The organism is Lentibacillus halophilus, assembly GCF_039522485.1.
Classification (GTDB): domain Bacteria; phylum Bacillota; class Bacilli; order Bacillales; family Amphibacillaceae; genus Lentibacillus; species Lentibacillus halophilus.
This window is the reverse complement of record NZ_BAAADM010000039.1, coordinates 43,969-57,140: the sequence shown is the minus strand read 5'-3', so window position 1 is coordinate 57,140 and position 13,172 is coordinate 43,969. Positions and strand designations below refer to the sequence as shown.

Below are 13,172 nucleotides of genomic sequence, written 5' to 3'. Positions count from 1 at the left end.
GTTTTCCGACTTCCTGCCTCTGACATCCAACTGTCATACTGGCTGTTTTGTTCAGTTTTCAAGGAGCAACTTATGATTAATGTTCTAATATCAATCAACTTTTTAATTGTAACAAACAATCAATTTCAAGTCAATAACTTTTTACGAATCATTTTATTTGATCTGTTCGTTGAAAAGCGACTTAATAACTATATCATTTAAAAAAACCAAAGTCAATAGTGTTTTTGTTAATGATTAATGATTGGTTCGTTTCGTGCCGCTTTTTTGCGCGACATCCAATAATGTATCATGTGTGTTATGTGGAATCAATAGTAAATCCAAAAAAATAAGTGGCGATTTCTTCCAATATCCATGTATGCTACCAAACTGCCTCAACCATCATGTAAACAAATGAATACGTCTCCGATCATATCACTATCACATAGCTGTATATTCTGTGTTTATAAAATATCATTCAGTGGGAATTCTTTTCTCTCCCACTGAATATTCGTTACAGGAACAGGCACGCCCGCCACATAGAACGCGTCAGTACCGATGGCGCGACAGAAAAACAGCAACTAACACAACTCATTATCGGTACGGCAGTCGGTACTGTGGAAGCCAGTATAATCATGTGCAAAACAATCACTCCGTTCACGGTTTTCATGGATCAACCGTTACATTTACCCAACATTTCATTTAAAAATGAGTTATTTGCTGCGCATCTGTGGGAAGAGCAGTACATCCCGAATGGACGGAGAGTTCGTCAATAGCATGACAAGACGATCAATTCCTATTCCCAATCCGCCCGTTGGAGCCATTCCGTATTCAAGTGCTTCCAAAAAGTCTTCATCCATTAGATGGGCTTCATCATTACCCTCATCACGTTCTTTTACTTGCGCTTCGAAACGTTCCCGCTGATCGATCGGATCATTCAATTCACTAAAAGCATTGGCGTGTTCACGGCCGACGATAAATAACTCAAAACGGTCGGTGAACCGGTTGTCGTCTGCATTTCGCTTAGCTAATGGCGATATTTCCACGGGATGTCCGTAAATAAATGTAGGCTGAATTAAATGCTCCTCAACCTTTTGTTCAAAAAATTCATTAACAATGTGCCCATATGTCATATTGTCCTGAATTTGAACCCCATGTTCGGCGGCCATTTTTTTCGCCTCATCATCATTCATGCGTGGCCAAAAATCAACACCTGTATATTCTTTAATGACATCGACGATATGCAGCCGTTTCCACCCTGGGGCCAGACTGATTTCGTAATCGTCGTAGGCCACAGTCGAACCAGAGAGAACGTTGTCAGCTATATGCGCGATTAAATTTTCGGTCAATGTCATAATATCGTAAAAGTCAGCATACGCTTCGTACAATTCCAACATGGTGAATTCCGGATTATGGCGTGTGGAGACACCTTCATTACGGAATACACGTCCAATTTCATACACTTTTTCCAAACCACCAACAATCAGCCGCTTCAAGTGCAGTTCAATAGCTATGCGCATATACAGCGGAATATCCAGTGCATTATGATGCGTGACAAACGGACGGGCAGAAGCGCCACCCGGTATGCCGTGCATCATTGGTGTTTCAACTTCCAAAAACCCTTGTCCATCAAGAAAACTGCGCATCGAACGAATAATTTTACTGCGCAGAATAAACGTCTCTTTGCTATCCGGATTGGTGATCAGATCGAGATACCGCTGACGATAGCGCTGTTCCACATCTTTCAGCCCGTGATATTTTTCCGGAAGTGGCCGCAACGATTTAGTCAGCAAAGTGAATTCCTCAACTTTTACAGACAATTCACCCACTTTCGTCCGGAACATGGAGCCTGTTACACCGACAATATCCCCCATATCTATGGATTGAAAAATGTCGTACGCCTCTTCACCAACGGTATCTTGGCGGACATAGATTTGAATCTGGCCGCTGACATCCTGTACATGAGCAAAACCGGCTTTTCCTTTCCCGCGCTTGGTCATTACCCGACCTGCGATAGACACTTCATCCGGCTTTTCTTCCAATTCCTCTTTGGAAAATTGGTCATAGCCGGCAAACAAATCATCAGCCAAATGGGACCGATTGAATTTGCCGCCGAAAGGTTCCACATTCCGTTCTTGATACATAGCAAGCTTTTCCCGGCGGGCCTGCATATGATCATTTAATTCTTCTGACACAGTTATCACTCCAACATTCATTATTAATCGGATGACCGATCAGGCCTATACATGTTTATTATCATCAAGTATAAATTAAAATGGCTCGACGTGCACCTCCGGCGTTCCTGCAGTCCCGCTGTGCATAACCCCGTTCATTTAAGACATACTTTTATTTGTCTGTCGATCCCCTTGTTGTCCATCGTGTAACATCATTTTTCTCCCTTTCAGAGAATTGTTTCATATAATCGGAAATCGGTTTTCCCGTTGTTGGCAATATCAATTCCGGTGCAATTTCGTTCAGCGGTATAAGGACAAATGCTCGCTTGTGCATACGTGGATGCGGGAGGGTCAATTGTTCTGTTTGTCTATTTTCTTGATTATAAACTAAAATGTCAAGGTCAATCGTACGGGGACCAAACCGAATATCCCGCTTTCGTTCAAGCTGGTGTTCAATCCGTTGACAAGCCTCCAGCAGTACCAGTGGAGACAGTGATGTTTCTGCTTCTATCACCATGTTTAAAAAATCGGGCTGATTGGTATAACCAACCGGAGCCGTCTGATAGATCGATGATAATTGAATAATGCGCACCTGTGGATGTTCCCTTAGTAAATGAAGCGCTTCTTTTAAATAGTTGTCCTTTGGTTCAACATTGGACCCTAATGCAATATATACGGTGTTCATTCATCTCGCTCCCGAAAAATTTCCGCCGCTACTGACCGGTAATGACCCGGTATGGGCGGATCAGTCTTAGTGATGCGTATACGACAGGCATTCAGTGGAGAAAACGACCGGAACAATTCACTAGCAACGGTTTCAGCCAAAGATTCCAATAAATTCATCGGCCGGCCTTCCATAACGCCTCGCATTACTTCATAGGCTTCACCGTAGTCAATGGAGTCATTCATATCATCCGATTGGCCGGGTTTCTTTAGGCTGAATTCAAGCTCTGCGTCCACGTAAAACCGTTGTCCAAGTGTTTTTTCTTCCTGAAAAACGCCATGATACGCATAAAATTCCATGCCGTTCAGCAAAATTTTATCCATGGTCTGACACGCCCTGTTTATATAGCATGGCATCCATCATGGTTGCCAGTTCCACATGCAATGCTACATCATGTACACGGACGATCTGTGCGCCCTTGACGATCCCTAGACACGTTGTCGCTCCAGTGCCGTTATCGCGTTCGGATGACGGCACATGAAGAATGTTACCGATGAAGGATTTTCGCGACGTACCGAGAAGCAGTGGATATCCAAGTTCGGTAAATGCCTCCAAATGATGCATGACAGTCACATTGTCTTCGGATGTTTTGGCAAAACCGATTCCGGGATCGAGAATAATGTTATCAGGGTGAACACCAGCTGTCAGTGTCATATCGATACTCTCCTGCAAATCCCCCTTCATGTCATCAATAATCGATGTATAGTTTTTATTTGTCCGGTTGTGCATTAAAATAATCGGAGCACCGAATTCCGCTGCAACCTGTGCAATAGCGGGCTCCCTCTTGGCACCCCAGACATCATTAATGATATCAGCACCGGCTGCCAATGCTTGACGAGCGGTTTCCGCCTTATATGTATCAATGGAAATCGGAATGGTTACATGACGTTTGACCGCCTGAATAACCGGAATAACGCGGTTTACTTCCTCGTTCAAAGACACAGGTTGATGTGTCGGACGCGTGGACTCTCCACCGATATCAATGATATCCGCTCCCTGTTTTTCCATCAAAACAGCTTGGTCGACGGCCTGATCAACCGTGGTATAATGCCCACCATCAGAAAACGAGTCGGGCGTTACGTTTAATATACCCATCACATGCGTCCGTTCAGAGAAATCATACGTCTTAGTTTTGGTTGTCAGTTTCATTCCCCAGCCTTCTTTCCTTGAACATTTTTTCCATTATCATCGTACCACAGCCTTAATAAAACTGGAAGCAGTGATCAAAAAGTAACCGGTGCTAAGGCCAGCACCGGTTCCAAAATCCCGTCATCAATCGTCGTATTGATAAAGAGGGGTTGACAAGTAGCGCTCTCCATTATCCGGGATGATTGCGAGCACCTTTTTGCCTTTGCCAAGCCGTTTGGCTGTTTGTTTGGCTGCAGCAACAGCGGCACCGGATGAAATACCGCCGAGTATGCCTTCCAATCTCGCAACGTCACGTGCCGTATCAAACGATTCCTCATTGGTTATCCGGAAAATTCCATCGTAAATGGACGTATCGAGAACGTCCGGAACAAAACCTGCACCCAACCCTTGAATCTTATGCGGACCTGGTGCTTCACCGGAAAGAACAGCTGAATCATCCGGCTCAACGGCATAAATTTCGATCCCTTTAAAGTGTTCTTTCAATATCTTGCCGGCCCCGGTGACCGTTCCACCGGTTCCAATACCGGAAATAAACGCATCCAGCCCGTCACTCATTTGGTGTACAATTTCATGGCCGGTTGTCTGTGCATGCACGTCCGGATTGGCTTCATTATTGAATTGCTGCGGCATGAAATAGCCATAGTCTTTCCGTAGTTCTTCCGCCTTATTGATCGCACCTTTCATCGCTTCGGCCCCTGGTGTGAGAATCAGCTCTGCCCCATAAGCGCGCAGAAGATTGCGACGTTCCTGGCTCATCGTATCTGGCATAACCAAAATGGCCTTATACCCCTTAGCCGCAGCAACCATAGCCAGGCCAACGCCGGTATTGCCACTCGTCGGCTCGATAATCGTGTCCCCTTCTTTCAACTGGCCATTTTTCTCAGCATCTTCAATCATGGACAGAGCAATTCGGTCTTTTACCGAACTGGCGGGGTTCATGAATTCCAGTTTTAAATAGATATCAGCACTATCGTCATCAACCGAACGGTTCAATTTAACAATCGGGGTTTGCCCAATTAGTTGTGTAATGTTTTCCGCCACTCTCATTACATAAGCCTCCTAATCCCTAGTTTTTCAATAGGGTTTACACCATATGTTATGCTATCGTTTTCAAAATGTCAATCAATGATATCATTGACTATCGTAAAACCGCATTTTTTTATATCATTTAAGGAATGCTGCAGTTGCTGACTTTTTGCACACGGCTGGTTGCTCACTGAATATTTTTTGTGTCGTCGTCAACTGTCATTACCCGGGCAATGATCGTATGAAGGCTATATTCGTCCGACAGCGACTGAATCAATTGACAGTCGTTATCGGCAAGGCGTTCCCCTTGTTGGGATACAGTCTCTTTCCCCCTGTGGGTCACATTTTCAAAGGCGACGTCAAGAATGGGCTGACTCTTTCAGTTCCTGCAATTCCTCTTCGGTGAACCTATAAACTTCATTACAGAAATGGCAAGTGGCCTCAGCACCATGGTCTTCATCAATCATACTCTGGATTTCTTCCTTTCCCAAACCGGTTACTGCGCGCTGAAGCCGTTCCTTTGAACACTTACACTGAAACCGAACAGGCAGACGACCGTGAACCGTAACCTTGTCAACCTCAAAAAGACGTTCCAATATGCCTTCAGGTGATGTACCTTCTTTTATTAATTGAGATATCGTGGGCATGTTTGCAATCGTTTCTTCCACTTGTGCAATGACATCGTCGTCCGCGCCAGGCATTACCTGCACAATAAAACCACCGGCTGCCTGAATGCTGTGATCCGGATTAACAAGGACACCGGCTCCTACTGCAGAAGGAATTTGCTCTGAGTTGGCAAAATAGTACGTGAAATCATCGCCAATTTCGCCTGAAACAATCGGGACGTGACCTGTAAAGTAATCTTTTAAACCCAAATCCTTGACAACACTGATATTGCCCTCACCAACTGCACGTGCTACATCCAATTTTCCTTGATCATTCAAATCAAAGTCCACATACGGATTGGTTACATAGCCACGGACATCGCCGGTTGCATCACTATCTGCAATAATCGCACCTATCGGACCATTGCCTTCGACTTTCACCGTTAGCGACTCATTATCTTTTAACATGGCGCCCATCATGGCACCGATGGTAACAGTGCGTCCGAGGGCAGCTGATGCCGTCGCCCACGTGTCCTGTCTGGTTTGCGCTTCTTTCACTGTATTGGTCGAACGGATGGCATAAGCACGTATCATACCATCATATACCGTCGATTTTATTAAATGATCCTTCATAGGCTTTCATCTCCTTTTCCAACTTTCACTTATTCAACCGTGCTCATGCGTGATAAAAATATAGCTTATGCAGGCCTTTCAATGTCAGTTGCTTGTCTGCATAATCAATTGTCTTTGCCTTACTAGCGATGAGTGGTGCAATTCCGCCGGTTGCAATAACGGTTGGGTCTATCGGAGTCTCTTGTTTCATTCGGTTAACCATTCCGTCCACTTGTGCGACATAACCATAAAACACGCCCGACTCCATAGCACTTACTGTTGAATTCCCAATCACTTTGTCGGGTTCCTGTATCTCAATTTTGGGGAGCTTGGATGCTTTTTGATAGAGAGCTTCCAACGAAATTTCCATACCGGGTATAATCACACCTCCTTCGTATGCTGCATCGCGGTTAATAAAACAATACGTTGTCGCAGTGCCGAAATCAATAATGATCAACGGCGCTCCGTACTCTTCAATCGCACCCACAGCGTTGACAATGCGATCGGCACCAATTTCTTGCGGATGGGGATAAGCCATTTTCAAAAATGTATGAGCAGATGCACCATCAATAATCATTGGTTCCAAGTGAAAATACTTGGTGCATAGTTTTTCTAATGCGAACATCATCGGAGGGACGACCGACGATATGGCAATATCGGTTATATCAGAAAATGCTATATTCTCATGTTTCAGCAATGATTTCATAAGCATGGCATATTCATCTTCTGTTTTATGGCGATCTGATTTTATGCGCCATTCATGGATTAATGTATCCTCTTCAAACACACCAAGAACTGTATTGGTATTGCCTGCATCAAGCACAAGTAACATGCACAACAAACCTTCCTCTAAACCTTTTTCTATCCTTTCACTATACCCGATAAGTCTATTCGGTGTCATTAAATAAATACAGCCTCTCATACTCATGAGAGGCTGTCATGGGTTTATTCCTTTTTATTGCTTTCATCATCCGATGACGATTCACTTGTGTTGTCGTCATCCTCTTCTTCGTACTTCTCCTGCCGTTTTTCTTCAGCCTTTTGTTTGGCTTCCTCATAGGATTCCGGTGTCGTTTCTTCATTGTTTTTAGAATTGATATTGACTTTCATATCGGAATCGCTACTTGATGATGTTTTATCGTTGCTCGTTTCAGGTTCTGGCAAAACACCGTCTTCAAACAAGGATTTAATTTGTCCTTTGTCCAAAGTTTCCACTTCCAGCAATGTCTGTGCCATTAGTTCCAGCTTATCTTTATGTTCTGTAAGAATGGATTTGGCACGGTCATAACAGTAATTTGTAAAGCTTTGCATTTCTTTATCAATTTCATGCGCAATTTCATCACTGTAATTTTGTTCATTCTGAAGGTCACGGCCGAGGAATACTTCCCCGCCACCACTAGTAAATTGAATAGGACCGATTTTGTCACTCATGCCGTATTCCGTAATCATTTTACGTACAATGTTCGTTGCCTGTTGGAAGTCATTGTGAGCACCCGTGCTCACTTCGCCAAACATAATTTCTTCAGCTACACGACCTCCCAACAGACCAGTGATCTTATCAAGCAATTCCGGTTTCGTGATAAAGGCCCGGTCTTCTTTTGGAAGCATAACAGCATAACCGCCTGCCTGACCGCGCGGAATAATCGTCACTTTATGGACTTCATCCGCATTATCCAATACTTTACCAATGATCGTATGACCGCTTTCGTGGTGTGCCACAATATTACGTTCTTTCTCGGAAATGACCTTGCTCCTCTTGGCAGGACCGACAATTACCCGATCAATGGCTTCTTCGATATCGTCACTTCCAATGGTATCTTTATCAAAACGCGCTGCAATTAGCGCTGCTTCATTCAGAAGGTTTTCCAGGTCCGCACCGGAGAAACCTGGTGTGCGCATAGCAATAGTTTTGAGGTCGATTGTATCGTCCAACGGCTTATCCTTCAAATGTACTTTGAGCACTTCCTGACGGCCTTTGACATCCGGGCGGTTAACCGTAATTTGGCGGTCAAAACGTCCTGGTCTTAAAAGGGCCGGGTCAAGAATATCCGGACGGTTAGTTGCAGCGATAATGATAATGCCTTCATTAACACCAAACCCATCCATCTCAACGAGCAGCTGGTTCAGTGTCTGCTCCCGTTCATCGTGACCGCCGCCAAGTCCGGCACCACGCTGACGTCCAACAGCGTCCAGTTCGTCAATAAAAATGATACACGGTGCATTTTTCTTCGCATTTTCAAACAAGTCACGTACACGGGATGCGCCGACACCAACAAACATTTCCACAAAATCGGAACCGCTGATCGAAAAGAACGGTGTACCGGCTTCTCCTGCAACAGCGCGGGCAAGCAATGTTTTACCTGTTCCAGGAGGACCGACAAGCAGAACGCCTTTAGGAATACGGGCTCCGACACTTGAAAATTTGCGTGGGTCTTTCAGGAAATCCACAATCTCAACGAGTTCCTGCTTCTCTTCATCTGCTCCGGCCACATCTTTAAAGCGGACTTTTTTCTTATCATCGCTGACCATTTTGGCTTTATTTTTGCCAAAGTTCATGACTCCACGGCCGCCACCGCCGCCTTGGGATTGGCTGAGGATGAAGAAGAAAAATAGTCCCAATATCAGAAATGGAATAATCGTTGTTAGGAAGGTAACCCAACCACTTGGTTGTTCCTCTTCTTTTGTCTTGAGTGTGCTTTGCTGTACAGCCTGATCATAGATCTCCGATATAACATCCGTATTATCCGGCACCTGCGCAATAAAAGCTTCATCATCCCCGGTGGTACCGGTAATGCGCATAATCCCATTCGATGGCTGCATCGTCATTTCTTCGATTTCGCCATTATTTAATGCATTCATAAATTCCTGAACGTTAAACTCGTCTCGTTGTTCATTTGGTCCTTTGAATACTCCTATGACGCCTATGACGACTAAGAATATTAATAAATAAAAGATGACATTACGAAATATCCGGTTCATTCCTTACCTCCTCCCGAGCGGGAAAACTACAATCAATAGTACCATAAGAAAAAGTGTCGGTACAACTAATTTAAATTGTTTCGGCAGCGTACTTCAATCCTTGTTGTTTTCCTGTCCATTAACTATTTCCATATCCACTCACACAGTCACAACACCGTTATGTACCACCGTAAATTTCCGGTTTCAAAACACCGATATATGGAAGATTTCGGTATTTTTCTGCATAATCAAGCCCATATCCAACGACAAATTCATTCGGAACGTCAAAGCCAACGATATCCGCTTTGATATGGGAGGTGCGTCCGTCCGGTTTATCAAGCAGTGAGACGATTTTAATGGAATTGGCTTTGCGGTACTTAAATAAATCAACCAGATAACTAAGCGTGAGACCACTGTCGATGATGTCTTCAATAATCAGCAAATCCCGGCCTTCCACTTTTGTATCGAGATCTTTGACAATTTTAACCTCACCCGATGAGCGCATCTGTCCGTCATAACTGGACACATCCATAAAGTCCATTTCAAGATAAGTATGGATGGAACGCAAAATATCAGACATAAATGGAAGCGCACCTTTCAGCACACCGACCGCCAACGGAAATCGTCCGTCATACTCCTCTGTCAGTGTTCGCCCAAGCTCGGCACATTTAGCGGCAATTTGTTCTTCTGTAATCAGAATTTTTTTTATATCATTATTCATGCTGCTCCTCCTATTTCTCCCGTTTCCCATATGTCAACTGAATGTATGGCCCCGTTGTCTTTTTAATCGGTGGAAGTCCTTTTTTTAAACCGACCAGCCAGAGTATGTCACCATTATTATCAGTTATAATGGGCCAAACATTCCTTTCATTTAATGGAATTTTGCCATCGATAAACACATCTTTCAGTTTTTTGCTGCCATGCAAACCACTCCAGCTCATCCGATCACCGGCCTGGCGGGTCCGTATATGTAAAGGCAAGGAAATATTCGCAGCGCGACAGGCGTAAACGTTCCCCCCTTCTGTCTCTGGACAGTCCGTGAAATGAGCAGCGATGCAATAACCATTCGGCAGCAACTGCTCCCCCGGTACGTCCAGCGTTTTTTGGTATGACAGGGAATCCTCATCCATCACAAAAAATACCATGTTATGATAATTTCGTTCCACCTTCAACTTTCGCGGAAAATCAAGTGTGACATTACCGGTACGTACGTTCAATAAAGCGAAAAACTGTTCCTCGTGATTATATGATATATGTACCTGCTGATCATTATACAGATAATTTAATAATAGATGAAAGAAACGCCTTTGTAAAGAACGGGGATATGAAAGAAAATCATCAATAGAAAACGAAACCAACCGTTTTTCTTCATTGAAGATAGCAACTTCTTCTGCCATTTGTCGTGTCTTCTCCATTAGAAACGCATTATCTTCCTGCAGCGACTCGCTCAAATGTTGCATCGTCCGGTGCATATTGCTGTTCTTATCCTTAAGCAACGGAAGCACGTGGCGGCGGTAGTAATTCCGTGTGTAGGCATCATCATGATTGGATGGGTCGCGACGTGGTATAATTCCCCATTCGCTGCAGTAATCTTCAATTGCCTCTTTTGTCACACACAATAAAGGCCTTACAATGTGTCCTGTGGCGAATGGACGATGGACAGGGATACCCGCCAAGGACCGTACACCTGCTGAATGCACCAGTCCCATTAGCATCGTTTCTGCCTGATCATCTCCGTGATGACCAAGCATTAAATAGTCAGCCTGGAATCGCTCCATCTCTCTTTCAAAAAAGGCATAACGCAGGCTTCTTGCTGCCGCCTGTGTTCCCAATTGATCTGTCTGCTTATAGGAAGCAACATCCAACGACGTGCTAACAAATTCAATGTTCCAGTCGCAGCACATGCGTTGCACATAACGCAGATCATCCCGTGATTCACCATTGCGTAACTGATGATCGGCTGTAAGAGCGATAACTCTGAGGTTCCACATGTCACGCAGCTGCCACAGAAAGTGCAAGAGTGCCATCGAATCCGGGCCTCCGGAAATACCAGCGAGCACCGTTGCCCCGTTTGACATCAATGCATGTTTGTTTATGAAAGATTGGACGGTTGCCTGCACGTCATTTCATCTCCTGTCCATTGGTGGAATTCCGTTGCAAACAGTAAGACCACTGTTCTTTTTTAATCGTATCATAAACCATTGACCGGATAAATTGCTATGGCGATTTAAGGCAGAAACAATGATGATACATAATAGACGAGAGTCAGCAGCATGATACCGATCCCCTCTTTGAAGACCGAATTTTTATACGAGGAGGCATTGTTCGTGTGATTGTGCCGTGCACGTGCATTGTTCATCGCTGCCATCAGTTCATTGCGCATGTGGGCACTTGACTGATAACTCCCGGTGAGAGCTTTTTTAAGACAATTTCGGTATAGACGCAACGCCTTGACATCATGCAATTTTTGAAATAATGTTCCTTTTGGATCTGGCCCTTTGTCAAAGCGGTTTGGATAATAAACCGTTAAAAAAATCATGGCTAGTGCGAACAGGTCATAACTTGGTTCGGCACGTCTGGATCCCATACCCCAGTAACCTCGATCAAAAAACTCCGTATATTCTTTAATCGAGCGGCCTATTTGTGTCGTACCGCCAACGTCAATCCACCGAACCTTGGCAGGAGACGAAACCACGATCATATTCTCAGGTTTAACATCACCTAACACCCAGCCGGCCTGGTGCAATTGCTCCAAGTCATCGAGCAATTGCACCATAAAGATCCCTGCCCACTCATGACCATGTCGATTGATAAAGTGTGTCAAAGGTTCTCCGTGTAAGTACTCCATGACATAAAAAACGTATTTATCTCCAGGAAAGGCCTCCCAATCGTCCACATCCAGTAAAGAAGGTCCAAGACGATTGCCTTGAACCTTTTCCAATGACTTAAGGACATTGACTTCCACCGTCATCGATGCGGCGTTATCACTGATTTTCAGTGCTGCATAACGGCCGTTCTGTTCACAGAGATATACCGTTCCGACAGCACCTCTTCCCAGTCTGCGCCGGATGGTATAATGCTTTTGATGCCACTTGCCGACTATGACGGTTCCGGGTCGTATCGAACTAAGCTTCTTCCATGCCTGACTCATCTTCATCCCTCAAGTGATGCAACAATCCTTTTTTCCCAAATTGATACATCGCTTTTCGTATGGCTGGTCCGGTTGGTGTGATACCACCGCTGGTCAGCTTTGGAAAAACATCCGATATGGCATCGAGTTTTGGTGACCAATCCAACACGTTTTGTATATCTTTGCGCTTGCCCGGAAAATGATAAATGCTGAAACGATTCCGGCCGATTCGGGCATTCAAACTGATGGATAAGTCAACCAGTGCCTCCTTGACGGACGGAAGTTTGTCATTCATGCTGGCACTCGTATCGACAAGGATCAGTACCTCTAAATCACACGTCTCTCCCATATCTTCCACAACGTCCATAATTTCCCCACGTTTTTCAGGCTCAATCTCTTCCAGACTTTGACCCGGGCCGAGAATCTGCTTCAATTCCTGATTGACAAATCCTTGTATCGTTTGCGTCATCGATTGCTTTGTAACCGTCTGAACCGTCTGAGATAACGCCTGTTTGTAAACAATTTGGCTAATCCCTCCACCGGCGTTGGCGATGGCCTCCACTTCCTGCAGCCCCTCGGGTTCTTCCGTCTGATCATCATCAAGAATGCCGATGACATTGACAGCAATGCCTTGCTCACGAGCTAATACAGCTGTTTCAGCCGGACTTTCTCCTTTATTAGAACAGCCATCCGTCATCAACAGTATTTGTTTCAACGTTCCTTTTTTCACCTGGCATACCTCCCTATCGAATCCATTACCATCATCGACATAAACACACAGCCATATACATCTGTTCTTCTATACGTGTGTGAACGGC

13 protein-coding genes are annotated in these 13,172 nt (G+C 44.6%); 1 reads left to right on the top strand and 12 read right to left on the bottom strand.

Annotated elements, in window-relative coordinates; all coding sequences use genetic code 11:
• Positions 1 to 201: hypothetical protein (locus ABDZ72_RS07885; RefSeq protein WP_343752253.1), on the top strand; the 201-nt coding region annotated here is incomplete at its 5' end.
• 488 nt (positions 202 to 689) lie between these two features.
• Here ABDZ72_RS07885 and lysS read toward each other — a convergent pair.
• From lysS to ABDZ72_RS07825, 12 genes are all read right to left on the bottom strand, one after another.
• Positions 690 to 2,171 carry a lysine--tRNA ligase gene (gene lysS / locus ABDZ72_RS07880; RefSeq protein ID WP_343752252.1) on the bottom strand — a complete coding sequence of 494 codons (1,482 nt, stop codon included), beginning with the start codon at positions 2,169 to 2,171 and terminating at the stop codon, positions 690 to 692.
• Between the two features lie 151 nt (positions 2,172 to 2,322).
• A complete protein-coding gene (gene folK / locus ABDZ72_RS07875; RefSeq protein ID WP_343752250.1) occupies positions 2,323 to 2,835 on the bottom strand; it encodes a 2-amino-4-hydroxy-6-hydroxymethyldihydropteridine diphosphokinase in 513 nt (170 codons plus the stop codon).
• Entirely contained in the window at positions 2,832 to 3,197 is a 366-nt protein-coding gene (folB, locus tag ABDZ72_RS07870; protein ID WP_343752248.1) for a dihydroneopterin aldolase, read from the bottom strand. Before folB ends, folK begins: the two co-directional genes overlap by 4 nt.
• Positions 3,190 to 4,023, bottom strand: coding sequence for a dihydropteroate synthase (gene folP, locus ABDZ72_RS07865; RefSeq protein WP_343752247.1), 834 nt, complete (start codon positions 4,021 to 4,023; stop codon positions 3,190 to 3,192). The genes folB and folP overlap by 8 nt, the downstream gene beginning before the upstream one ends.
• Before the next feature lie 123 nt (positions 4,024 to 4,146).
• Complete coding sequence (gene cysK, locus ABDZ72_RS07860; RefSeq protein ID WP_343752246.1) at positions 4,147 to 5,070, bottom strand: cysteine synthase A; 924 nt, start codon at positions 5,068 to 5,070, stop codon at positions 4,147 to 4,149.
• Positions 5,071 to 5,408: 338 nt separating this feature from the next.
• Positions 5,409 to 6,287: an Hsp33 family molecular chaperone HslO gene (gene hslO, locus ABDZ72_RS07855; RefSeq protein WP_343752245.1), complete on the bottom strand. Its 879-nt coding sequence runs from the start codon at positions 6,285 to 6,287 to the stop codon at positions 5,409 to 5,411.
• Between the two features lie 43 nt (positions 6,288 to 6,330).
• A complete protein-coding gene (locus ABDZ72_RS07850; protein WP_343752256.1) occupies positions 6,331 to 7,098 on the bottom strand; it encodes a type III pantothenate kinase in 768 nt (255 codons plus the stop codon).
• Positions 7,099 to 7,211: 113 nt separating this feature from the next.
• On the bottom strand, positions 7,212 to 9,245 hold the full coding sequence (gene ftsH, locus ABDZ72_RS07845) for an ATP-dependent zinc metalloprotease FtsH (RefSeq protein WP_343752244.1): 2,034 nt from the start codon (positions 9,243 to 9,245) through the stop codon (positions 7,212 to 7,214).
• Between the two features lie 157 nt (positions 9,246 to 9,402).
• A complete protein-coding gene (gene hpt / locus ABDZ72_RS07840; RefSeq protein WP_343752242.1) occupies positions 9,403 to 9,945 on the bottom strand; it encodes a hypoxanthine phosphoribosyltransferase in 543 nt (180 codons plus the stop codon).
• 10 nt (positions 9,946 to 9,955) lie between these two features.
• Complete coding sequence (gene tilS, locus ABDZ72_RS07835; RefSeq protein WP_343752241.1) at positions 9,956 to 11,344, bottom strand: tRNA lysidine(34) synthetase TilS; 1,389 nt, start codon at positions 11,342 to 11,344, stop codon at positions 9,956 to 9,958.
• Positions 11,345 to 11,451: 107 nt separating this feature from the next.
• A complete protein-coding gene (locus tag ABDZ72_RS07830; protein ID WP_343752240.1) occupies positions 11,452 to 12,375 on the bottom strand; it encodes a serine/threonine protein kinase in 924 nt (307 codons plus the stop codon).
• Positions 12,350 to 13,084, bottom strand: a complete 735-nt coding sequence (locus ABDZ72_RS07825; RefSeq protein WP_343752239.1) for a VWA domain-containing protein — start codon at positions 13,082 to 13,084, stop codon at positions 12,350 to 12,352. The genes ABDZ72_RS07830 and ABDZ72_RS07825 overlap by 26 nt, the downstream gene beginning before the upstream one ends.
• Between the last annotated feature and the right edge of the window lie 88 nt (positions 13,085 to 13,172).